The sequence below is a fragment of the Streptomyces antimicrobicus genome, assembly GCF_020532625.1.
GTDB classification, from domain to species: Bacteria; Actinomycetota; Actinomycetes; order Streptomycetales; family Streptomycetaceae; genus Streptomyces; species Streptomyces antimicrobicus.
The window spans coordinates 1-21,536 of the sequence record NZ_JAJAUY010000101.1; the positions used below are offsets into that span (position 1 = coordinate 1).

Sequence of the window (21,536 nt, forward strand, 5' to 3'; positions counted from 1 at the left end):
CACGCCGGGCCCGGCCGTGCCCGGCCCGGCCGCGGGGGTGCGGTGGCGTTACAGCCTTGCCCACGTGCGCCGGTCGCGGGCGGTGCCGTACAGGGCGGCTATCTCGGCCGGCTTGAGCACCCCGCCCTCGTGTGCCAGTGCCGTGCCCGCGTCCCCCGGCCGCAGGACCCGTACGTCGCGCAGCGTCGGGGCCACGTCCACGCGGGTCGCGTCGACCACGGCGAGGGCGGGGCGGACGGGGGCCGTCAGGGCGTGGCCGGCGCGTTCGGCGGCGCGGCGGGACCAGCGGACGTCCGGGCGGGGTTCGGTGCGCCCGGTGGTGACCAGCAGGTCGCCCACGTGCACCCGCTGCCGCCGGCCCGCCACCGTACGGACGCACAGCACCCCGCCCGGGCCGATCAGCAGGTGGTCGATGCGGCCGGCGCCGGGCAGCGGCACGGCGTGCAGCACGCGCCAGCCCGCGTCCTCCAGGGTGTCCAGCTCGGCCCCGAACCGCGCCTGGGCCAGCAGGTCCGGCCGCAGCCGGTGGCGGGCCCGGGTGCCTCCGGGGCCGTGGTCGATCTCGCCGAGGAGGTGTTCGCCGGGCCGGTTGGGCGCCAGGTCGTCGTCGGGGTGCAGGCAGAGCCGCACCAGCTCGGCGGGGCCGGGCACCGGGGGCGGGCCCACGGTCCAGGAACCGGTCAGGTACGGGCGTAACGCCGCCACCGCGGCCTCGGTGTGCTCCTCGGCCAGGACGCTCACACGGCCGGCCTCGCGGTCGTACCAGGCCACGCTGCGCCCGTCCGGCAGGGTGACGTAGAGCCTCCCCCGCCCGGGCCGTCCGCTGGGAACCACCTTCATCGCCCTCACCCCCGCGGTCCATGGGAGCAGCCCGGGACGGCGGCGGCAATCCCCCGGATGCGGCAATCCGGCGGTCGTGTAACGACTCCGCAGCCACCCCGCAGGGTGGCTGTTACACAACCACGACCGGGCTGCAAGATCCGCGCCCTAGGTTGGTCCTCGCCCCGGCACCCCGGGCGAGAACCGACCCTCTTCGACCGACCGAAGGACTTGAGGACTTCCCGTGAGCACCGTCCGCCGCCGCACCCTCACCCGCGCCGCCGCCGTGACCGCCTGCGCCGGGAGCCTGCTGGCGCTGCCCGCCGCCGCAGCCCTGGCCGACGGGGTACCGGCCGCGGCGGCCGCGCACTCCGCCGGGCCGCAGCGGACCCTGGTCAAGAGCCTGTCGCTGGCGGACGGGGTGTCGGTCGCCAAGGTCTACCGGGTCGGCGCGGGCGGCTACGAGGCCGACGTGATCCGGGACGGGGCCACGGTCTCGACCCTCACCAGCCGCGCCGGTGCGACGGGCTACGGCTCGGCCGGGACCCTGTACATGGCCCTCGGCCCCGACGGCAGCCTCTCCTCCTGGACGGCGGGCGGGGCGCACCCGAGCGCCGAGCCGGTGGCCGACGGCCGCAAGACCGCCACCCGGACGGCGGCGTACGCGGGCACGGCCCCGCTGCGCGGCGCGCCGCAGGCCGGGGCCCGGCCGGCGGTGGCCACCGAGGGCACCGGGCCCGCCGAATCCACCGAGTCCGCCAAGGGCGACGGGACCGGCCGGGGCACCGTGTCCGGCTCCACCGGGGAGCGGGAGGCGGGCACGGCCGACGGGGGCACCGCGCGCACGCTGCGGCTCCACACGCTCGCGGACGGGCCCGGCGAGGGCGTGCTGATGCTCGCCGCCGGCGGCGGCATGGCGGCCGTCGGCGCCGCCGGCCTGGGGTTCGCGATGCTGCGGCGCGGGCGTTCCGACTCCTGATCTCCCCCCTTCCCTTCCCTCCCCCCTCCCCTCCCCGGCCGGGCCAGGCCGGGCCGGGGGCGGCGACACCGTCCGGTGGGGCGCGTACCCCGGGAGGCGTACGGCCGCACACGTACAGCCGCACACGTACGGCGGCCCGCGTACAGCCGCACACGTACGGCGCCCGCGTTCGGCCACACGCGTACGGCGCCGCGCGTACGGCTCCACACGTACGGCGGCCCATGCAGAAGGCGCCTCGTGGGTCGGACCCGTGGGAGCGGCTCCCGGCGGGCCGCTGTGCGGGCCGCGGAGCCGTGGGCGCGCCGGTGGGCGGGCCCGTGGGCGCGGGAGGTCCGGACCTCTGTCTATGGTTGACGCGATCAGCTGACACGATGAGCCGACACCACGAGCTGACCCGAAGAGCCGACGCGTCGCGTCGACCCGCCGAGTCGACCCGCCGAGTCGACGCGACACGTTGCCGCGACGCCTTGACACGCGGCGCGCCGTCGTCGCGTTCGGCGCGTTCGGCGCGGTGCGTCTGTGCGGCGCGGCGGTGACGGACGGTCTCAGCCAGGACGGCGAGTCAGGAACAGGAGGACGCGGGACGCGGTGAAGCGCTTTCGCCCGAGCACGGTGGCCGTCGGTGCCGCGCTGCTCCCCCTCACCCTGCTGACCGCGGCCTGCAACAACACCGGCGGTCTCGACGCCGCCGGCGCCACGCCGACGGCGAGCGGCCCGGTGCACCTGTGGCCGGGGCGGCAGGGCGCGACGGTCCCGCCGGCCGATCCGGGCGGCGCCCCGCCCGAGTACGTCAAGGGCATCCCGCCGGTGCAGAACGAGGACGTGCACGCGGTGGACCCGGTGGCCCTGGTGCAGGCGGAGGTCAAGAACCACCCCAAGGCGGAGGTGGGCCCGGACGGCATGCCCAGGGGGACGGCCGAGGCGATCGCGAAGTGCCAGGCGGTGGGGCAGCAGACGCCGCAGTGCCCGGTGCTCAGCCCCTACTACCGCGACCTCACCGGCAACGGCAAGGACGAGCTGATCATCGGCATCGAGCTGCCGGACCGGATGCTGTCGGTCCGCGTGTACACGGCCGACCCCGACGGCCGGCTCAACCGGATCATGGCCACGACCGAGACCGCCGTCAGCGTGGAGCTGGCCGGCCGGGACGTGATCGTACGGGTGCCCAGCGGCAACCCCGGCTACGAGCTGATCACCGCCTGGTCCTGGGACGAGAAGCAGCGCACGATGCTGCCGACCCGGGAGCAGATCGTCCGCGTCCCGCAGAACCAGGGCTCCGGGCCCGGGTCGGGACCGGGGTCCGGCCACGGGTCCGGGTCCGGGTCCGGCCACGGTTCCGGCCACGGCTCGGGGTCCGGGTCGGGGTCCGGGCCCGGTGCGGCTCCCGGTGTGCGGCCCGTCCCGCCCTCCCCGCCGCGATGAGCCGGCCATGAGACGCCCCACGCCCCGCAGAAACGGTACGCCGCGGATCCGCGCCCCCCGCCTGCCCGCCTGGACCGCGACGCTGACCTGGAAGTCCGCCTGCTTCATCGTGGTGATGTGCTGCTCGCTGGCGGCCGTACTCGGCGCGCTCGTGCACGTCGAGGTGACCCGGCAGACCGTGCGCACGGCCCGGGAGAAGGCGCTGATGAAGCTGCACGACGCCGCCCGCGCCTACGAGGCGGGCGAGCAGTTGCCCCCCGAGACCGGGCTCGACCTGCCGGGGCTGCCGCAGTCGCTGCGCGACCTGGCCGTCTCCGGGCAGCGCGGCACGATCGTGGCCGACAAGGACGGCCGGGCCACGATGTGGGCGGCGGCGCCGGCGGACGGCAGGGCGCTGGCCACGGCCATCGACTACAGCCAGAGCGCGCGCACGATCAGCGGGCTGGACAACGCGATCATCGGCTCGTCGGTGCTGGCGATCGGCGGGACCCTGCTGGTCGGCGCGTTCGCCGTCACCCGGGTCACCCGCCGGCTGCACCAGACGGCCACGGTGGCGCGCCGGATCAGCACGGGCGACCTCGACGCGCGGGTCGACGACCCGCGCACCAAGAACGCCGCGCGCCACCAGGACGAGGTGGCCACGGTCGCCGGGGCGCTGGACACGATGGCGGCGAGCCTGCAGGCGAAGCTGCTGAGCGAGCAGCGGTTCACGGCGGACGTGGCGCACGAGCTGCGCACCCCGCTGACGGGTCTGCAGGCGGCCTCCGAGCTGCTGCCGCCGGGGCGGCCGACCGAGCTGGTGCAGGAGCGTGTCCGCACGATGCGGCAGTTGACCGAGGACCTGCTGGAGATCTCCCGGCTGGACTCGGGCAGCGAGCAGATCGAGACGGACCTGCACCCGCTGGGCCCGCTGGTCGAGCGGGTGGTCCGGGCCTCCGGCACCGGGACCGAGGTCGAGGTCGTGCGCGACCTGTGCGTGGAGACGGACCGGCGGCGGCTGGAGCGGGTGCTGGGGAACCTGGTGGCCAACGCGCACAAGCACGGGCGGGCGCCGGTGGTGCTGACCGTGGACGGGCCGGTGGTGACCGTACGGGACCACGGGGACGGCTTCCCCGACTACCTGCTGGCGCACGGCCCGCAGCGCTTCCGTACGGAGCCGGGCTCGGGGGCCAAGGGGCACGGGCTGGGGCTGACGATCGCGCTGGGTCAGGCCGAGGTGCTGGGCGCTCGGCTGACCTTCCGCAACGCCCCCGACGGCGGCGCGGTCGCCACCCTCCACCTGCCGCCCCCACCGGACGACCCTCCGCAGCCGACGTAGCCCCCGGCCTGGCGCCCGGCCCGCCCGCCGCCCGACGCCCTCCTAGCCCCGGCCCTGCTCCTGCCCCGACCCCGGCCCCTGCTCCGGCCCCCGCCCCGCATCCGGCCCTGCCGCCGGATCCGGCCCTGCCGCCGGGTCCGGATCCGGCTTCGGCTGCGGTTTCGACTGCGGCTGCGGCTTCGTCCAGGGCCAGCGGAGTTTCGGCTTCACCCCGGTCGGCTCGTAGGTGTACTTCCAGCCCTTCTGGAGGCCCAGCCGCTTGGTGTAGCCGGCCGGGACCCGCTGGTAGAGGAGGACTGTCGGGGGGCCGCCGGCGGCGTCCGGGACCGGGATCTCGTACCACTTGGGCGGATGGCCGGTCGGTCCCACCAGGACCGGCAGGACCCGGCCGTCCATCGGGCCGCCCTCGAACGGGGTGTTCTCGCTTCTCACCCCACCAGTGTCACAGCAGGTGCGCCGCCTCGGAGACCACCGGGATCACGCGCCGGGCCAGGACCCCCACCGGCCCGTCGGGGGCCTCCAGCGCGAGCGCGGCGCGCGCCACGGCCGCCGTCTGCGGATCGGTGGCGGCGGTGGCGGTGAGCAGGGCGACGAACTGGTCCAGCAGCCAGTCGCGCAGCTCCGCCACGTCGGGCTGCTTGCCCTCGTCCAGCCAGATCAGCGACGCCGCCTCGACCGCCGTGATCCACGTGCGGACCATCATCCGCAGCCGCGGGCCCGGTGCGGGCACGGCCAGGTGGACGAGGATCTGCTCGGCGGCCCGGCGCCGGATCCCGTCCACGATGGCGGTGGTGCGGGAGGTCTCCACCACGCTGCCGCCGTGCAGCAGGGCGCTGAAGCCGGTGTCGTGCTGGTCGACGAAGGCGAGGTAGCGCTCCAGGGCCCGGGCCAGCCGCAGGGTCAGCGGCCCGGTCTGCGGCTCGGCGAAGCAGACCGCGAGCTCGTCGGCCGCCGAGCGCAGCGCGGCCTCGTACAACTGCTGCTTGCCGCCGGGGAAGTAGCGGTAGACCAGCGGCCGGGAGACTCCCGCGGCCTCGGCGACGTCGTCCAGCGAGACGTCCTCCGGGGCGCGGTGCGCGAACAGCGACAGGGCGGCGTCGAGGAGCTGCGCCCGCCGCTCCGGCACGCTCAGGCGGCGGTAGGCGCGGGGGGCCGCGGGTGTCGTCCGGGTCATGCGGGCAGCGTAGCCGCCCCCCGCACCGTACGGGTTTCAGGCGAGGAGTCCGGAGCTCTTCCACAGCTTGCGGCCGACCCCGCGCAGGACGCCGATGTCGTCGAGGAAGTCGGTCAGGCGCTTGGCCCCGGTCTGCATCACCTCGCGGCGGTGGCCGCTGGCGCGGACCTGGGCGACGGCCTCGCGGCGGTCCAGGCCCACGTTGTCGTAGACGGCCGGGTTGACGAAGGCGAGGGAGAAGACGCGGGCGGCTTCGCCGCAGCTGATCCGGGTCAGTTCGCGTTCCCAGCGCGGGGCGGTGACCATCTGGCGGCGCAGCTCCTCGCGGGCGTACCGGACGTGCCGGGCCTCCTCGACGACGTGGATCCGGGTCACGCCGCGCACGAGCGGCTGGATCCGCTCGTCGGGGAAGGTCAGGCGCTGCATCCAGTCGAGGATCTCCTCGCCGAGCAGGGTGCAGGCGAAGGACCCCGGGGTGGTGGAGACGGTCTTGAGGATCCGGCCGAGGTTGTGGTTGAGCCGGGAGACCGGGTAGGCGGGGGCGCCGCCGGTCCGGATCATGCGGGCGAACATCATCGAGTGCCGGCACTCGTCGGCGATCTCGGTGAGCGCGTAGCGGACGTGGTTGCTGGTCAGGGACTTGTCGTAGATGTGGCGCACCATCAGCTGCATGAGGATGATCTCGAACCAGATGCCGAGGGAGGCCAGCGCCGCCGCCTCGTGGCGGGCGAGGTCCATGCGCTGTTCCTCGGGCATCTTCTTCCACAGCGGGGTGTCGTAGAGCGAGACCAGCTCCGGCGGCCAGTACCACTTGCCCTCGACGGGCGGGGCGTCCCAGTCGAGTTCGCGGTCGGGGTCGAAGGAGTGCTTGGCGGAGGACTCCAGCAGCCGTGCGGCGATCTGCTCGCGGTCCTTGAGCGGGCCGAGCGCGTCCGCGAGGAACGCGTGGTCGGTCGTGGTCGTCATGGCGTGGGACACCTCGGAGGGGTTGCCGGCGAGGAAGCACCGGCGCGGGTTACCAGCGGTCAGCACTTATGAGACTGCCTGTCAGCAAGGCCGTCAATCCCTCGCGCGCGACTTGTTGACCCGGTGTCTACCAACGTGCTGCACTGCCAACGGCCCGATTCGCTACGGCGCGTGGAAGGCAGGACCTCAGTGTCGACGCAACGGCTCTACACCCAGGCCCCCGGCCCCGGCTGGGAGGTCCCGGCCTCGGGATCGGCCCGCTTCAGCTGGGACTACGACGACGGCCGCGACCGGCTGCTGGCCCTGTACCAGAAGGGCAAGGACAAGCAGTGGGACGGCGCCAAGCGCATCGACTGGGACCTGGAGGTCGACCCGTACGACCCGCTGGGCACCCCGGACGACGTGCTGACCCTGTACGGGACCCGGCACTGGGCGAAGCTGACCGAGAAGGACAAGGGGGACCTGCGGCGGCACTACACCTCCTGGCAGTTCAGCCAGTTCCTGCACGGCGAGCAGGGCGCGATGGTGTGCGCGGCGCGGATCGTGGAGTCGGTGCCGGACCTGGACGCCAAGTTCTACTCGGCGACGCAGACCATGGACGAGGCTCGGCACGCGGAGATCTACGGGCGCTTCCTGCACGAGAAGATCGGCATGCTCTACCCGGTCGACGACAACCTCCAGGGCCTGCTGGGCGACACGCTGCGCGACTCCCGCTGGGACATGCCGTACCTGGGGATGCAGGTGCTGATCGAGGGCCTGGCCCTGGCGGCGTTCGGCATGATCCGCGACACCACCACCGAGCCGCTGCCCCGGCAGATCCTGGCCTACGTGATGCAGGACGAGGCGCGGCACGTGGCGTTCGGGCGGATGGCGCTGCGGGACCACTACAGGCAGCTCACGGACGCCGAACTGCGCGAGCGCGAGGAGTTCGTGATCGAGGGCTGCTACCTGATGCGGGACCGGCTGCGCGGGGTGGAGGTGCTGGAGAACTTCGGCGTCCCGCGCAAGGAGGCGGAGGAGCTGAGCGAACGCTCGGAGTTCCTGCGCCTGTTCCGCAAGCTGCTGTTCAGCCGGATCGTGCCGTGCGTGAAGGACATCGGCCTGTGGGGCCCGCGGCTGCAGAAGGCCTACCTCGACATGGGCGTCTTCGACCTGGGCGACGCGAACCTGGACCTGCTGATGACCCAGGACGAGGAGCTCGCGGAGGCACTCGACCGCGAACGCTTCGCGGCCGAGGAGGCGGCCCGGGTGGCGGAGGTCGAAGCGGCCGTGGCCGAAGGGGCGCGGCCCTAGCCGGGGGGGGCGCGGCCTGGCCCGCGGCCGTGGCGGAAGGGCGCGGCCCTAGTCGGCGGCCGGGGGCGGGAAGGGGGCGCCCAGGGTGAAGGCGTAGGCCGTGGGGCCGTGGGCGCGCAGGTGCAGAAGCCTTTCCTCGCCGTCCGCCACCGTCGGCCGCACCCCCGCGGGCACCCACCAGAGCACGGCCACCTCCGCCGCCTGCCGCTCGAACCACTCGTCCCGGCGGCGCATGAGCTCCCGGTGCAGCCCCCGCCCGACGAAGGCGGCCAGGGCGGCGGGGTCGCGCCACACGGACAGGTTCATCACGATCCGCTCGTCCCCGAACGCCCGGTGCCGCGGCCCGCCGTGCCCGGACGCGTCCACGAACCGCCAGACGAACCCGTCGGCCCGGTCGGCGGCGTCGTTGACGGGCCCGACCCCGGCCTTGAAGTCGTCGAACTCGCGGGCTTCGGTGGGGAATCGGGCCACGCCTATGTTGGCCTGCGCCAGTTCGTAGGTGGTCATGGACGCACCCTACTGACCCGGGCGCCCTGGTTCAGCGGGCGGTGCTCAGGGCCGCCTGGAGCACCGTGCGGGCGATCGGGGCCGCCGCGCTGTTGCCGCTGATGTCGCCCCGGCGGGCCGCGGCGTCCTCGACCACGACCGCCAGCGCGACCGCCGGTACGGCGGCGTCCTCGGCCTTGGCCCATCCGATGAACCAGGCGTACGGCGTCCCGGCGTTGCCCACGCCGTGCTGGGCCGTGCCGGTCTTGCCGCCGACCACCGCGCCGGGCACGGCCGCGTTGCGGCCGGTGCCCTCCTCGACCACCTTGACCATCAGCTGCTGCAACCGCAGCGCCGTGGCCGGGGTCATGGCCCGCCCCAGCGAGCGGCGCTGCCCCGAGCGGACGGGCGAGCCGTCGTCCTGGGTGGTGCGCTCCACCAGCCAGGGCCGGGCGATCTCGCCGCCGTTGGCGACGGCCGCCGCGACCAGGGCCATCTGCAGCGGGGTCGCCGTGGTGTTGAACTGCCCGATGGCCGACAGCGCCAGCTGGTCGGGGCTCATGTCGGTGTCGAAGTTCGACCGGGACACCCAGGACGGCACCCGGAGCCCGTCGTCGTTGAAACCGAACCGCCGCGCCGCCTCGACCATGCGCCGCAGGCCCACCTGCACCCCGATCCGGGCCATCACCGTGTTGCACGACCACTGCACGGCCTCGGCCATCGAGGCGTCCTCGCAGCCGGTGGCGGCGTTCGGCAGCAGGGTGCGGGTGCCCGGCAGCGGGTACGGGTCGGGGGTGCGGGTCGGCGCGTCCACGTCCGTGACCACGCCCGAGTCCAGGGCCGCCGCCGCGGTCACGATCTTGAACGTGGAACCGGGCGGGTACGTCTCCCGCAGCGCCCGGTTGAGCATCGGCCGGGCCGGGTCGGCGTTCAGCCGCGCCCAGGCCTCCCGGACCGCGGAGCCGGTGCCCGACAGCACGCCCGGATCGTACGAGGGGCTGCTGACCAGGGCCAGGATGCGCCCCGAGGACGGCTCGACGGCCGCCACCGCGCCCCGCTTGCCGGCCAGCCCCTCGAACGCGGCGCGCTGGACGGCGGCCCGGACGGTGGTGACGGCGTGCCCGCCGGCCGGCCGCCCCCGGGAGAGCTCGTACCAGAGCGGGAAGGCCGACAGGCCCGGGTCGGTGCCCGAGAGCACCGCGTCCTCGGCGCGTTCGACGAAGCTGGTGCCGTAGGTCTGCGAGGAGAAGCCCGTCACGGGGGCGTAGAGCGGGCCGTCGCGGTACGTGCGCTCGTAGCGCAGCAGCTGGCCGCTGTCGCGGGAGCCGGTCACCGCGACCCCGTCGACCAGGATGTCCCCGCGCGGGCGGGCGTAGCGGTCGATGGCGGTCCGCTTGTTGGCCGGGTGGGCGTCCAGCGCGGCGGCCTCCCAGACCTGCACGCGGCCGACGTTGGCGAGCAGGGCGGCGAACAGCAGGGCGCAGAAGGCCGCGCACCAGCGGATGCAGCGGATCACCGGGGGGCCTCCCCGGGCAGCCGCAGGGTGGGTGGTACGCCGTCGGGTCCGTGCGCGTCGGCGCCGTGGCGGCCGGAGTCGTCGCGGGCGGAGCCGTCGCGGGCGGAGCTGTCGCGACCGGCGCTGTCGCGGGCGGCGCTGTCGCCGAGCCGGACCAGCAGGGCGACGATGATCCAGTTGGTCACCACCGAGGAACCGCCCTGGGCGAGGAAGGGCATGGCCATGCCGGTCAGCGGGATCAGCCCGGTGACCCCGCCGGCGATCACGAACACCTGGAGCGCCAGGATCGAGGCCAGCCCGGTGGCCAGCAGCCGGCCGAAGGGGTCGCGCAGCGCCAGGCCCGCCCGGAAGCCGCGGGCGACGAGGAGGGCGTAGAGGGCCAGGAGCGCGCTGACACCCGCCAGCCCGAGCTCCTCCCCCGCGGTGGCCAGGATGAAGTCGGACTTGGCGGCGAAGCCGATGAGGAAGGACCGGCCGTGGCCGAGCCCGGTGCCGAGCACCCCGCCCGCGCCGAACGCGAACAGCGACTGGGCGAGCTGGCCCGGCCCCTGGCCCCGTTCGATCGAGGCGAAGGGGTTCAGCCAGTCCTCGACGCGGCCGTGCACATGCGGCTCGAACGTGCCCACCGCGTACGCGCCCAACCCCGCGAGCAGCAGCCCGACCGCGATCCAGCCGATCCGGCCGGTGGCCGAGAACAGCATGATCACGAAGAGTCCGAAGAACAGCAGCGAGGTGCCGAGGTCCCGTTCGAGCACCAGCACGCCCACGCTCAGCAGCCAGATGGCCAGGATCGGCGCGAGCACCCGGCCCGGCAGCAGCCGCAGCTTCCAGATCCGGCGGCCGGTCAGGGCGAGGGCGGTCCGGTTGGCGGCGAGGTACGTGGCGAAGAAGACGGCGAGCAGGATCTTGGCGAACTCCCCCGGCTGGAAGGAGAGCCCGGCGAACCGGACCCAGATGTGGGCGCCGTTGACGGCGGGGAAGCAGACCGGGACGAGCATCAGGACCAGCGCCGCGGTCACGCTGAGGTACGCGTAGCGCTGGAGCACCCGGTGGTCGCGGAGCACGGCCACCACCACGACGAACAGGACGACCCCGAGGGCCGACCACAGCAGTTGGGTGTCGGCGGTGGCGTGGCCGGGGGTGGTGAGGTCCAGCCGGCGGATGAGGACCAGGCCCAGGCCGTTGAGCAGGACGGCGATGGGCAGCACGAGCGGGTCGGCGGACGGCGCGCGGAGGCGGACGGCCAGGTGCGCGAACAGGGCGGCGCCGGCGAGGCCGGCGGCGTAGCGGCCGGAGCCGGGCGGGAGGTGTCCGGTGGTCGCCAGGCCGGCGTAGAGGTGGCCGAGGACGGAGACCAGGACCGCGCCGGTCAGGAGCGCCAGCTCGATGGCCCGGGGGGAGGGGGGTCGGGACGCGCCCGGTGGCGGGGGGCGGTCCACCACCTTTGCCGTCAATGCGGTCATATGGGAAACGTAGCAAGCGTCCGGGGCTTACGCCCCTCTATGTCATAGTCTGCCGAAGAGTCGTCAGAAACGATCGGGAGCCGTGGACATGGGACCGGTGGAGTTCATCGTGCTGGCCTTCCCCGAGGAACAGCTGCGGGTGCCCGCCGTGGCCGCCGTGATGGGGCTGCGCAAGACCGGCAACGTGCGCCTGATCGACGGGCTCGTGTGCACCAAGACGGCGGCGGGAGAGGTGCTGGCGGCGGAGTTCGACGAGTTCGTCGAACTGGCCGGGCTGCTCGCGCACCGGGAGGCGGCGCGGTTGATCGGGCCGGAGGACGTACGGGAGGCCGCAGACCTGCTGGAGCGGGGCAGCTGTGCGCTGCTGGTGCTGGTGGAGCACGTGTGGGCCGAGGACGCGGCGATCGCCGTGCGGCAGGCCGGGGGGCGGATCGCGGGGTCGGTACGGATCCCGGCCGAGCGGCTGGGGGTGGCGTGATGTTCATCCGCCCGGTCGGCCCGGTCGTCCGTCCCGCGGAGCGCCCGGCGGGGCGGCCGCTGCTGCGGGGGCTGCTGGCGCGGGGCGCGTACGTCTGGGAGCCGGCCCAGGTCCCGGTACTCCCGGCAGTCCCGGGAGCCCCGGCAGTCCCGGCAGTCCCGGCAGGGCGCGGGGGCGTGGCTACGGGCGCGGCCGGGGCCGGAGGCGGAGCCGGGGCCGGAGGCGGAGCCGGAGCCAGGGCCGAGACCGGGGCCGGGGCCGGGGGTCGGGCCCCGCTGCCCCAGGACCTCGGGGCCACCCCGAGGGACCCCACGACCCAGGCGGAACCCTGGCCGCCGGGGGCGCCCGTCGCGCCGGGCGCGGGGGCGTGGCCGGAGGCGGGGGCAGGGGCGGCCGGGCCGGGCGCTTCGGCGGAGGCGGGTGCGGGAGCGTGGGCGGAGCCGCCGCCCCACGGTGCCGCCGGGGGTGGTGAGCCCGGCGAGGCAGGCGCGGGAGTCCCGACACCCGGCGCCGGTGACCACGCGGAGCACGCCGACGGCTCCCTCATCGCCCAGCTCACGCAACTCGCCGCGCTGGCCCGCGAGGGCCTGCTGACCCCGGAGGAGTTCAGCCGCGCCAAGGCCCGCCTGCTACGCGAGTGAGCGGGCCCCGGCCCGCACCGAAGCCCCGCCCAGGGGCGCGAGGAACTGCGCGCCCGGCCACAAACAGGCCAGCAGCCACCGGACGGCAGCAACCACCCGCGGCAAGGCCGCACCCCGACCCCGCCGCGCAACCCACCCTCCCCCGCAGGCCGCAGGCCGCCCCCGGCCGGCCGCGCCGTTCCCCGCGCCCCCGAACACCGGCTCCGGCCCCGCGGCGGACAGGGGCGGGGCCCCGGGGCCGCCCCGTGCACCGGCTTCGGCCGGACGGCAGACAGAAGTGGGGGGCCGTGCCGCCGAGTAGGTGGATCCCGGTGGGGAGCGGCATGGGATGCGGGGGTTTGTCATACCGGGTGTGGGACGGTTCGGGGGCGGAGGTGATCTCATGTCACGACGGCTGCTGCGCGCCGCCGCCTGCCTCGCCGCGGCCCTCGCCGCGGCCACCCCGGTGTCCCCTGCGAGCGCCGCGCCCGAGCCCGGGCGGGACGTCGGGCAGTTGCTGACCGAGCTTCAGGGGCTGTACCAGAAGGCCGAGGAGGCCACCGAGGCCTACAACGCCACCGAGGCGGCCCTGGCCGCCCGCCAGGGCGAGGAACGCCGGCTCACCTCGGAGCTCGGTGCCGCCCACGGCGCCCTCGCCCGGCACCGGGCCGCCGCCGGCCGGCTGGCCCGCGCCCAGTACCAGGGCTCCCACGACGCCCTGCCCCGCTACGCGCGGATGCTGCTGTCCGGCGACCCCCAGGCGTTGCTCGAGCAGCGCCGGGTCGCCGCCCGCGAGGCCGCCCACCGGGCCGCCGTGATCCAGCGGCTGACCCGCAGCGCCGCTCAGGCGGGTGCGCTGGCGGCCAAGGCCCGCGAGGAGCTGCGGTCCCAGGCGGACCTGGTCGCCCGGCGCAAGGCGCAGAAGGAGGAGGTCACCGGCCGGCTCCAGCAGGTGGAGCGGCTGCTGGCCTCGCTCACCACCGACGAGCTGGCCGCGCTCTCGGCCCGCGAACGCGCGGTCACCGCCGGCGCCCAGCGCGACCTGCTGGCCTCGGGCCGACTCGGCACCGCCACCCGCACGCCCACCGCGGCCGGCGGTGCCGCCGTCCGGTACGCGACCGCGCAGATCGGCAAGCCCTACGTGTGGGGCGCCGAGGGCCCCGGCTCCTTCGACTGCTCCGGCCTGACCTCGCAGGCCTGGGCGGCGGCCGGCCGGACGATCCCGCGCACCAGCCAGGAGCAGTGGGCCCAGCTCACCCGGATCCCGCTGAACCAGCTCCGCCCCGGTGACCTGGTCGTCTACTTCCCCAAGGCCACCCATGTCGCGCTGTACCTGGGCGACGGCAAGGTGGTCCAGGCGCCCCGGCCGGGCGCCCGCGTCAAGGTCTCCCCCATCGCCGCGAACCCGCTGCTGGGCGCCGTACGGCCGGACCCGGACGGCGCCCCGCTGGCGCACTACGCGCCGCCGGAGCTGCCCCCGTCCGCCGACGCGGGCGAGGGCGAGGGCGGTACGGGCGACCACACCGGCTACTCCGCGGAGGAGGCCCCCGCCCCGGCCCCGACCTCGGCCAGGTAGTCCACCGCGTCCACCGGGTCGTAGAACCAGTCGTCGAAGTCGGCCGGGTTGTCGAAGCCGTTGGCGAATCGATCCGCCACCGGCTGCAACTGCCCGGCCGCGCCGATCAGGTTCAGCACGTGCTCCGGTGGCGGCGCCAGCATCGCGTTGGTCCACCGGGTGACCGGCTTGCCGGTGGTGAACCAGTACTTGTCGAACGTGGCCTTCATCCAGGCCTCGTCGAACGGCCGGTCCCCGCGCATCAGGACGGAGGACAGGTACGACGCCGCGCACTTGGCCGCCGCGTTGGCGCCCTGGCCCGTGATCGGGTCGTTGGTCACGACCACGTCCCCGACGCCCAGCACGAGCCCGCCGCCCGGCAGCCGCCCGACGGGCTTGCGGACCACCGGCGCGTACCGGCCGGCCAGCGTGGCACCGGAGTCGGTCAGCTCGACGCCGGCGGCCCGCTCGTACTCCCAGGGGGTGTACTTCTCCATGAGCTCCAGGGTCAGCGCCAGGTGCTCGGCCGGGTCCCGCACGCCCCGGAAGACGTCCAGCGGGCCGCCCGGCAGCCCCTCCCAGAACAGGATGTCGGCCCGCCCGGACAGGGTCAGGGTGGGCATCACGAACAGCTCGCCGACCCCCGGCACCAGGTTGCAGCGCACCGCCTCGGTCCCCGGGTGCTCCGCCCGCGGCCGGAGCCCGGTCACGTAGCTGACCGCGAGGGCGCGCTGCGGGGCGTCGTACGGGGACCGGGCCGGGTCCCGTTCGAACATCGACACGAGCTCGCCCTTGCCGGCCGCCACCAGCGTGAGGTCGTACGTGCCGGAGAGGTAGTCCAGGTCGGCGACGGAGGCGCCGTGGACGACCAGCCGGCCGCCGCGCTGCACGAACGTCTCCAGCCAGCCGGCCATCTTCAGCCGCTGGTCCACGGACTGGGCGTACGCCCGCAGCCGGCCGAGCCAGTCCACCGCGCGGCCGGAGCCGTCGGGCGCGGCGACGCTGACGCCCAGGCCCTCGATCCGCGGGGCGCGGCCCTCCCAGAAGTTGAGCCTCAGGTCCCGCTCGTGCTGGAGCGCGGTGTCGAACATGACCTGCGTGGACATCACCCGGCCGGACCGGATCTCGTCCGGCGTCCGGTTGGACATGAGGGTGACCTCGTACCCCTTGTCCTGGAGTCCGAGGGCGAGCTGGAGGCCGGACTGCCCGGCCCCCACGACAAGTACCGTGCGCATGGGGATCTCTCGTTCGCGGGCTACTCGGGGGTGCTGTCGAGGGCGTGGCCGACCAGGGTGACCAGGGACTCCACGACGGTGTCCCGGCGGCGCGCGTCCATGATCACGACGGGGACGGTCGCCGCGATGCTGAGCGCCTCGCGGACGTCGTCGGCGCCGTACGCGCGCGAGCCCTCGAAGTGGTTGACCGCGACGGCGTAGGGCAGGCCGCAGCTCTCGAAGTAGTCCAGCGCCGGGAAGCAGTCCCGCAGCCGGCGGGTGTCGGCCAGCACGATGCCGCCGGCGGCGCCGCGGACGAGGTCGTCCCACATGAACCAGAACCGCTCCTGGCCCGGCGTCCCGTACACGTACAGGACCAGGTCGTCGTCCAGGGTGACGCGGCCGAAGTCCATCGCGACGGTGGTGGTGGCCTTGTCCGGGGTGCCGGACAGGTCGTCGGTCGGCGCGGCGGCCGCGGTCATCACGGCCTCGGTGCGCAGCGGGGTGATCTCCGAGACGGAGCCGACGAAGGTGGTCTTGCCGACCCCGAAACCGCCGGCGACCAGCACCTTGACGGCGACGGGGGCGCGGGAGCGGTCGTACTGCCAGGGCTGGACGCCCTCCTCGCGCTCCAGGAGGTTGTCAAAGACGGCGGAGACCACTGAGCACCCTTTCCAGCGTGGCGCGGTCGGGGCGGCCGGTGCCGTGGCCGCCGCCGTAGACGCGCAGCCGGCCCTGGTCGGCGAGGTCGCTGACGAGGACGCGGACCACGCCGAGCGGCAGCTTCAGCAGCGCCGCGATCTCGGCGATCGTGCGCATGCGGCGGCAGACCTCGACGATGGCCCGCATCTCGGGCATGCGGTCGTTCTTCTTCACCTCCGCGTCGAGGGTGGCGACGAAGGTCTCCACGAGCAGGACGCGGGTGAAGCGGGTGCGGCCCCCGGTGAGGGAGTACGGGCGGACGCGCGCGGGGCGGCGGTCCGCCCCGCGTATCGGCAGGCGTGCGGGGGCGGGTGCTGCTGCCCTCACTGGGTGCTCTCCAGGGACTGACGCAGTTCACTGCGGACTTCGGGGGTCAGGACGTGTCCGGCACGGCCGACGAAGAGCGCCATGTGGTACGCCACCACGCTCATGTCGCAGTCGGGCGTGGCGTGGACACCCAGCAGCGAGCCGTCGCTGATGGCCATGACGAAGACCGAGCCGTGCTCCATGGCCACCATGGTCTGCTTGACCGCGCCGCCGTCCATCAGCTCGGCGGCGCCGGTGGTGAGGCTGCCGAGGCCCGAGACGATGGTGGCGAGGTCGGCGCAGGCGCCGCGCGGGCCGGCGGGGCGCCGCCCGGGGTCCGCGGCGGTGGCCGCGGCCTGCGCCTCGGGCTCGGAGGAGAGCAGGAGCAGCCCGTCGGAGGAGACGACGGCCACCGAGACGATCCCTGGCACCTCCTCGACCAGGTCGGTCAGCAGCCACTGCAGGTTGCGGGCCTGGGTGCTCAGTCCGTACGTACTGGGCGCGGTCATGTGCGGGCCTCCTGTGCGGTGTCCCCCGGTTCGTTGTGCCCCTGGTCGGCGGCGAGTTCGGCTTCCACCACTCGTCGTCCGTCCAGGGCCCCCTGGTAGAACCCGCCGAGCCGGCGGCGCAGTTCCTCGGCGTCGACCTTCTTGCGGGGCTCGGGACGGGCGGCCGGAGCCCGTCCGGCGGCCACGACCCGCGGGGTCCGCTTCGGCAGCCCCGTGGCGGTGACGGCCTCCTCGGACTCCTCGGGGTGGCTGCCCTGCCGCGGCACCCAGCCGTCGGCCTCGTCCCGCGCCTGGGCGTGGGAGTCGGCCTCGGGGGCGGCGGACCGGCCGGCGCCGGGCCCGGCCGGGGCCGGCTCGACCGCGTCGAGGCCGGGGCTGGCGGGTCCGGGCGTCTCGGGCCCGGCCGTCTCGGGTCCGGGCGTCTCGGGTCCGGCCGCGGTGAAGATCTGCTCGGTCGGCGGCAACGGCCCCTGGCCCTCGCCGACTCCGCCGGTGCCGGAGCCGCCCTCGGCGTCCCCGGCCAACGCCTCGGCCAGGGTGCGCACGGCGGGCTCGGCGACCGGCTCCGCCGGGGCCGGGACGGTGGGACGCGGCTCGGCGGCAGTCTCGGACGCGCGCTCGCGGGCGGGCTCGGACGCCTCACGGGCGGCCTCGGACGCGCCCTCGCGGGCGGTCTCGGTCGCGGTCCCGTGGCCCGGCTCGGGCGCGGTCCCGTCGGCCGGCTCGGGCGCCGCCTCCGACGCGACCTCCGTGGCTGCCTCCGGCGCGGCCTCCGTGGCCGCCTCCGGGGCGACCTCGGGCGCGGCCTCCCGCGCCGGCTCCGCCGGGTACGGCCGGACGCGCGGGGGCAGGGTGTGCTCGTTGGCCTCGGCCACCACTCCCGGCAGCTGCAGCGCGGGAGCGCCGGAGCCGGCCAGGGTGTGGACCGGGGAGAAGGCGGGGGTGACGGGCAGCAGCCCGGCCGGGATCACGACCACGGCCTCGGTGCCCCCGTGCCGCCCGGCCCGCAGCTCGGCGGTGACGCCGTGCCGCGCGGCCAGCCGGCCGGCCACGTACAGGCCGAGGCCCAGCCCGTGCTCGGCCTCCGGCTCGGCGTCGTAGGCGTCGGGCGTGGAGAGCCGGACGTTGAGCGCGGCGAGCCGGTCCTCGGTGACGCCGATGCCCTCGTCCACGACGGACAGCACGGCGTCGCCGTTGTCGAGCAGCCGGCCCGACACCTTCACCTTGGCGTCCGGCGGCGAGAAGGTGGTCGCGTTCTCCAGCAGCTCGGCGAGGACGTGCGAGAGGTCGTCCGCCGCGTGCCCGGCCACCTGCGGGTGCGCGGGGACCGCCCGCAGGTCCACCCGCTCGTAGCGCTCGATCTCGCTGACGGCGGCCCGCATGACGTCGACCAGGGGCACCGGGTGGGCGTGGCCCGGCCCGTGTTCCTGGCCGGCCAGGACGAGCAGGTTCTCGTTGTGCCGGCGCATCACCGTCGCGAGGTGGTCGAGCCGGAACAGCGTCGCGAGCCGGTCCGGGTCCTGCTCCTTGGCCTCCAGCTCCTCGATGACGGCGAGCTGCCGCTCGACCAGGCCCAGCGTGCGCAGGGACAGCGAGACGGAGGTGGTGGACAGGATGCGGCGGTGCTCCTCCAGGCCCCGGCGCAGCTCGGCCAGTTCCGCCTCCAGCGCCGTACGGCCGCTGCTGAGGGCCTCGTTGCGGCCGATGAGGCGGCGCCGGTCGGCGTCCAGTCCGGCGATCTTGGTGTGCAGGGCGACGGTCTGCTCGCGCATGGCGTTCAGCGAGCGCACGACGTCGGCGAACTCGTCGTTGCGGCCGGTGAACTTCACCGGCTCCACCGAGCCCTCGGCGGTCGCCAGCCGCGCCGCGCCGCGCCGCAGCACCGACAGCGGGCGGGTCAGCGACCGCGCGACGGCGGTGCAGACGCCCACGGCGAGCAGGAACAGCACGCCCACGACGGCGATCAGCAGCTCCAGCCGGGTCACGTCGTCGTCGCGCAGCGCGGCCAGGGCCTCGGCCCGTTCGGCGGCGAGGGTGGACTCCACCGAGCGCATCCGGTCGATGCGGGCGGTCAGCGCCGTGCCGACGGCGGCGGCGTCGGTCCTGGCGCGGTCGGCCGGGGACAGCGTGGGCCGCTCGGTGAGCCGCTTGAGGTGCTCCTCGGCGGCCTTGACCTCGGGGCCGGTGACGGTCGCGGCGAGGGTCTGGCGTACGTCGGGCAGCGCGGCCCGGTTGAAGTCGTCGAGCGCGCCCTGCTCGCGGACCCGGGACCGCTGGGCGGCGGTGCTGAGTTCGTCGGCGACGGTCGAGCCGGGCGGCTGCGTGGCGAGGGCGGCGAGCAGCAGGCCGCGGGTGGCCGAGGCCTGCTCCACGGCCAGGCCCAGCGGCGCCAGCGGGCGGTTGGTGGCCAGTGCGGCCTCGGCGCGCGGCGGGGTGCGTTCGGCCAGCCGGGCGCCGGGGGTGAGGAGTTCGACGATGACGGCGGAGTACGCCTGGTGGGCGGCGAGCGCGGTGCCCTTGCCGTTCAGGGCCTCGTCGCGGACGCCCTGGATGCGGCCGAGGGCCTGGGCGAGCTCCTCGTCGGCGGCCGCCTTGGCCTCGGCGAGCTGCCGGTCGGCGCGCGCGGTGCGCTCCTGGACGGCGGCCTTGCCGGCGGCGGGGCGGCCCTTGGCCACGAACTCGGTGACGGCGTCCCGTTCGTCGGCCAGCAGGTGGCCGAGGGTGACGGTGTGCCGGGTCTGCTCGGCGAGGCCGACCAGCGCCTGGGAGTCGCCCAGGTCCGCCGAGGCGGACACGACGGCCGGGGCGCCCGCTCCGAGGACCGCCAGACCGGCGACGGCGACGCCGACGACCAGCCTGCGGCGCACCCGTACGGTGCGTCCTTCGGCATGCGCGGTGCCGTTCTTCCGAGACCGCTTCTTCTGCACCGGTGCTCGCCATCCTGTACGTGTGGTCGTGCCGTGAATCGTCTGCTCGAACTGGCCGAGTCAACGGCCGGTCAACAAGTAAACGCTCCCCGCCCGCTCGTACCGCTTCCGACCCTTGCAGTGTGTTGGGGAGAGAGCCGTACATCGCCCGCCCGGCCACTCGAACGAGTGAACATCACGGAAGAGTTGGCGAACAACTCGGCGGCCACCCCTCGGGGCTCCGGTTCGTGGACGGCCGGTTGAAAGATCGCGGCGGCCTTTGGCAGGATGCCCCGCCCCGCTCCGCCGGTGCCGTTCGGCCGCGTTCGCCGGATTGGTACGGACCTGAAGTCGATCTCCAGGGGCGAACCCCCGTCGCACCGGACATCCCAGGGCACACTGTCCGTATGCGCATCGATCTCGCGACAGCCCCCGGAAATCCGGAACACCCCAATGAGGACTGGGTGTCGGCGGCCCTGCCCGCCTCCGGCGGGGGTGGCGTGCTGGTCGCGCTGGACGGGGTCACACCGCCGCGCGGGGACACCGGATGCACGCACGGGGTGCCGTGGTTCACCGCCCGTCTGGGTGGTCGATTGACCGAACTGTCCGGTTCCCGCCGGGACCTGCCGCTCGATCAGGTCCTGGCCGAGTCCATCCGCGCCACGGCCGACGCCCACCGTGACGAGTGTGACCTTTCTCACGTCCGCACGCCCCAGGCGACGGTGGTGGTGGCCCGCTGGGACGAGGAGCGCGTGGAGCACCTCGTGCTGTCCGACTCGGTGCTCCTGCTGCAGTCCCCGGAGGGCGAGGTGACGACGGTGCTGGACGACCGGCTGGACCGGGTGCCGCGCGAGACGCTGCGGTCGGTCGCGGCCACGGACGCGCTGCGCAACGCGGAGGGGGGCTTCTTCACCGCCGCGGCCGACCCGGCGGTGGCGGCGCGGGCGGTCACCGGCAGCACGCCGCGGGAGCGGGTGCGGGCGCTGGCCGCCCTGACGGACGGCGCGAGCCGCTGGACGGACACGTTCGCCGAGGGCGACTGGGCCGAGTGCCTGGCGGTGCTGCGCAAGGAGGGCGCGCAGGGCCTGATCTCCCGGGTCCGGTCCGTCGAGTCGGACCCGGACCGCTCCTGGGCCCGCGGCAAGCGCCACGACGACGCCTCGGCGGTCTACGCCGAACTCTGAGGGGGCCGCGGGCGGGGCCCGGCCCGGCCGGTCACGCCGTGTCCGGGCCCTGGTTCAGCTGGTGCAGCAGGCGGGCCAGCTCCGCCACCTCGCCGCGGTCCCAGCCGGCGAGCTTGCGCATGTACTGGCTGCGGCGGGCGTCGCGCACCGCGAGGAAGCGCGCGCGGCCCTCGTCCGTCAGCCCCACGAGGAACGCCCGGCCGTCCGCCGGGTCCTGCTCCCGGGCGACGAGCCCCAGGTCCTCCAGCGCCCGCAGCTGGCGGCTCATCGTGGCCTTGCCGACGCCGAAGTACGTGGCCAGGTCCGTGGCGCGCTGCCGGCCGGCCGCCTCCAGCCGGACCAGCAGCCCGTACGCGGCGGGCTCCAGCTCCGGGTGCAGCTGGCGCGCCATCTCCCCCGAGGAGGCGCGGGCCCGCCGGAGGAAGACGGACAGCTCCCGCTCCAACGCGAGGAACTCCTGGTCTTCGCTCCCGTGCACGGCCGCTCCCATCGGTGGTGTGTGTGACCCGCTGGCCTGGTCCCCGCCCCCAGTTTCGCAGCCCCCGGCCCTGGTCACCGCAGGGGCGGCGGCCAGGGGCGGGGGGACGGGGGGACGGGATCGGGGGGCGCGGGTGCGGGGGCGCGGG

21 protein-coding genes are annotated in these 21,536 nt (G+C 75.3%); 8 read left to right on the forward strand and 13 right to left on the reverse strand.

The window, feature by feature from the left end:
• Positions 1–48 precede the first annotated feature (48 nt).
• Entirely contained in the window at positions 49–840 is a 792-nt protein-coding gene (locus tag LG632_RS21825) for a nuclease-related domain-containing protein (RefSeq protein ID WP_264202116.1), read from the reverse strand.
• A 223-nt stretch (positions 841–1,063) separates the two neighbouring features.
• Here LG632_RS21825 and LG632_RS21830 point away from each other — a divergent pair, with 223 nt between their 5' ends.
• The 3 genes from LG632_RS21830 to LG632_RS21840 all read left to right on the forward strand — a co-directional run bounded on the left by LG632_RS21830 (position 1,064) and on the right by LG632_RS21840 (position 4,538).
• Positions 1,064–1,798: a hypothetical protein gene (locus tag LG632_RS21830; protein ID WP_226729110.1), complete on the forward strand. Its 735-nt coding sequence runs from the start codon at positions 1,064–1,066 to the stop codon at positions 1,796–1,798.
• A 588-nt stretch (positions 1,799–2,386) separates the two neighbouring features.
• Positions 2,387–3,220, forward strand: coding sequence for a hypothetical protein (locus tag LG632_RS21835; protein ID WP_226729111.1), 834 nt, complete (start codon positions 2,387–2,389; stop codon positions 3,218–3,220).
• A 7-nt stretch (positions 3,221–3,227) separates the two neighbouring features.
• The gene (locus tag LG632_RS21840) at positions 3,228–4,538 is read left to right on the forward strand and encodes an ATP-binding protein (protein ID WP_226729112.1); all 1,311 of its coding nucleotides are present in this window, start codon (positions 3,228–3,230) and stop codon (positions 4,536–4,538) included.
• A 42-nt stretch (positions 4,539–4,580) separates the two neighbouring features.
• On the opposite strand, the gene LG632_RS21845 is transcribed toward LG632_RS21840, so the two are convergent.
• The 3 genes from LG632_RS21845 to LG632_RS21855 are packed head-to-tail and all read right to left on the reverse strand — an operon-like array spanning position 4,581 to position 6,678.
• Complete coding sequence (locus LG632_RS21845) at positions 4,581–4,970, reverse strand: DUF8847 domain-containing protein (protein WP_226729113.1); 390 nt, start codon at positions 4,968–4,970, stop codon at positions 4,581–4,583.
• Between the two features lie 10 nt (positions 4,971–4,980).
• On the reverse strand, positions 4,981–5,712 hold the full coding sequence (locus tag LG632_RS21850; RefSeq protein ID WP_226729114.1) for a TetR/AcrR family transcriptional regulator: 732 nt from the start codon (positions 5,710–5,712) through the stop codon (positions 4,981–4,983).
• Between the two features lie 36 nt (positions 5,713–5,748).
• The gene (locus LG632_RS21855; protein ID WP_226729115.1) at positions 5,749–6,678 is read right to left on the reverse strand and encodes an AurF N-oxygenase family protein; all 930 of its coding nucleotides are present in this window, start codon (positions 6,676–6,678) and stop codon (positions 5,749–5,751) included.
• 189 nt (positions 6,679–6,867) lie between these two features.
• Between LG632_RS21855 and LG632_RS21860 the strand changes: the two genes are divergently transcribed.
• Complete coding sequence (locus tag LG632_RS21860) at positions 6,868–7,971, forward strand: ferritin-like domain-containing protein (protein WP_226729116.1); 1,104 nt, start codon at positions 6,868–6,870, stop codon at positions 7,969–7,971.
• A 48-nt stretch (positions 7,972–8,019) separates the two neighbouring features.
• Here the strand turns inward: LG632_RS21860 and LG632_RS21865 are convergent, their stop codons facing one another.
• The 3 genes from LG632_RS21865 to LG632_RS21875 are packed head-to-tail and all read right to left on the reverse strand — an operon-like array spanning position 8,020 to position 11,427.
• Complete coding sequence (locus LG632_RS21865) at positions 8,020–8,478, reverse strand: DUF3291 domain-containing protein (RefSeq protein ID WP_226729117.1); 459 nt, start codon at positions 8,476–8,478, stop codon at positions 8,020–8,022.
• A 31-nt stretch (positions 8,479–8,509) separates the two neighbouring features.
• Positions 8,510–9,973: a penicillin-binding transpeptidase domain-containing protein gene (locus LG632_RS21870; protein WP_226729118.1), complete on the reverse strand. Its 1,464-nt coding sequence runs from the start codon at positions 9,971–9,973 to the stop codon at positions 8,510–8,512.
• On the reverse strand, positions 9,970–11,427 hold the full coding sequence (locus LG632_RS21875; RefSeq protein WP_374203539.1) for an FtsW/RodA/SpoVE family cell cycle protein: 1,458 nt from the start codon (positions 11,425–11,427) through the stop codon (positions 9,970–9,972). The genes LG632_RS21870 and LG632_RS21875 overlap by 4 nt, the downstream gene beginning before the upstream one ends.
• 97 nt (positions 11,428–11,524) lie before the next feature.
• Between LG632_RS21875 and LG632_RS21880 the strand changes: the two genes are divergently transcribed.
• From LG632_RS21880 to LG632_RS21890, 3 genes are all read left to right on the forward strand, one after another.
• Entirely contained in the window at positions 11,525–11,914 is a 390-nt protein-coding gene (locus LG632_RS21880; RefSeq protein WP_226729129.1) for a DUF6325 family protein, read from the forward strand.
• Between the two features lie 176 nt (positions 11,915–12,090).
• Positions 12,091–12,555: an SHOCT domain-containing protein gene (locus LG632_RS21885; RefSeq protein ID WP_226729120.1), complete on the forward strand. Its 465-nt coding sequence runs from the start codon at positions 12,091–12,093 to the stop codon at positions 12,553–12,555.
• A gap of 382 nt (positions 12,556–12,937) precedes the next feature.
• Entirely contained in the window at positions 12,938–14,110 is a 1,173-nt protein-coding gene (locus tag LG632_RS21890; RefSeq protein WP_226729121.1) for a C40 family peptidase, read from the forward strand.
• Here LG632_RS21890 and LG632_RS21895 read toward each other — a convergent pair.
• Genes LG632_RS21895 through LG632_RS21915 form a run of 5 tightly spaced genes read right to left on the reverse strand, consistent with a single transcriptional unit; the run spans position 14,062 to position 19,747 of the window.
• Positions 14,062–15,324: a styrene monooxygenase/indole monooxygenase family protein gene (locus LG632_RS21895; protein ID WP_226729122.1), complete on the reverse strand. Its 1,263-nt coding sequence runs from the start codon at positions 15,322–15,324 to the stop codon at positions 14,062–14,064. The two genes, LG632_RS21890 and LG632_RS21895, sit on opposite strands and share 49 nt — an antisense overlap.
• Before the next feature lie 20 nt (positions 15,325–15,344).
• On the reverse strand, positions 15,345–15,965 hold the full coding sequence (locus LG632_RS21900; protein ID WP_226729123.1) for a GTP-binding protein: 621 nt from the start codon (positions 15,963–15,965) through the stop codon (positions 15,345–15,347).
• Positions 15,946–16,332, reverse strand: coding sequence for a DUF742 domain-containing protein (locus LG632_RS21905; RefSeq protein WP_226729124.1), 387 nt, complete (start codon positions 16,330–16,332; stop codon positions 15,946–15,948). The genes LG632_RS21900 and LG632_RS21905 overlap by 20 nt, the downstream gene beginning before the upstream one ends.
• Positions 16,329–16,820, reverse strand: a complete 492-nt coding sequence (locus LG632_RS21910) for a roadblock/LC7 domain-containing protein (RefSeq protein WP_226729125.1) — start codon at positions 16,818–16,820, stop codon at positions 16,329–16,331. Before LG632_RS21910 ends, LG632_RS21905 begins: the two co-directional genes overlap by 4 nt.
• Positions 16,817–19,747, reverse strand: a complete 2,931-nt coding sequence (locus tag LG632_RS21915; protein ID WP_226729126.1) for a sensor histidine kinase — start codon at positions 19,745–19,747, stop codon at positions 16,817–16,819. The genes LG632_RS21910 and LG632_RS21915 overlap by 4 nt, the downstream gene beginning before the upstream one ends.
• Before the next feature lie 386 nt (positions 19,748–20,133).
• Between LG632_RS21915 and LG632_RS21920 the strand changes: the two genes are divergently transcribed.
• Positions 20,134–20,910, forward strand: coding sequence for a protein phosphatase 2C domain-containing protein (locus tag LG632_RS21920; RefSeq protein ID WP_226729127.1), 777 nt, complete (start codon positions 20,134–20,136; stop codon positions 20,908–20,910).
• Between the two features lie 31 nt (positions 20,911–20,941).
• Here LG632_RS21920 and LG632_RS21925 read toward each other — a convergent pair whose 3' ends face one another.
• Positions 20,942–21,400, reverse strand: coding sequence for a MarR family winged helix-turn-helix transcriptional regulator (locus LG632_RS21925; protein WP_374203538.1), 459 nt, complete (start codon positions 21,398–21,400; stop codon positions 20,942–20,944).
• Positions 21,401–21,536: the final 136 nt, after the last annotated feature.

Bases quoted from the DNA above. Each gene is read 5' to 3' on its own strand.
- LG632_RS21825 (WP_264202116.1), bottom strand. From the start codon at position 840: ATGAAGGTGGTTCCCAGCGGACGGCCCGGGCGGGGGAGGCTCTACGTC.
- LG632_RS21840 (WP_226729112.1), top strand. From the start codon at position 3,228: ATGAGACGCCCCACGCCCCGCAGAAACGGTACGCCGCGGATCCGCGCC.
- LG632_RS21850 (WP_226729114.1), bottom strand. From the start codon at position 5,712: ATGACCCGGACGACACCCGCGGCCCCCCGCGCCTACCGCCGCCTGAGC.
- LG632_RS21855 (WP_226729115.1), bottom strand. From the start codon at position 6,678: ATGACGACCACGACCGACCACGCGTTCCTCGCGGACGCGCTCGGCCCG.
- LG632_RS21865 (WP_226729117.1), bottom strand. From the start codon at position 8,478: ATGACCACCTACGAACTGGCGCAGGCCAACATAGGCGTGGCCCGATTC.
- LG632_RS21880 (WP_226729129.1), top strand. From the start codon at position 11,525: ATGGGACCGGTGGAGTTCATCGTGCTGGCCTTCCCCGAGGAACAGCTG.
- LG632_RS21890 (WP_226729121.1), top strand. From the start codon at position 12,938: ATGTCACGACGGCTGCTGCGCGCCGCCGCCTGCCTCGCCGCGGCCCTC.
- LG632_RS21895 (WP_226729122.1), bottom strand. From the start codon at position 15,324: ATGCGCACGGTACTTGTCGTGGGGGCCGGGCAGTCCGGCCTCCAGCTC.
- LG632_RS21910 (WP_226729125.1), bottom strand. From the start codon at position 16,820: ATGACCGCGCCCAGTACGTACGGACTGAGCACCCAGGCCCGCAACCTG.
- LG632_RS21920 (WP_226729127.1), top strand. From the start codon at position 20,134: ATGCGCATCGATCTCGCGACAGCCCCCGGAAATCCGGAACACCCCAAT.
- LG632_RS21925 (WP_374203538.1), bottom strand. From the start codon at position 21,400: ATGGGAGCGGCCGTGCACGGGAGCGAAGACCAGGAGTTCCTCGCGTTG.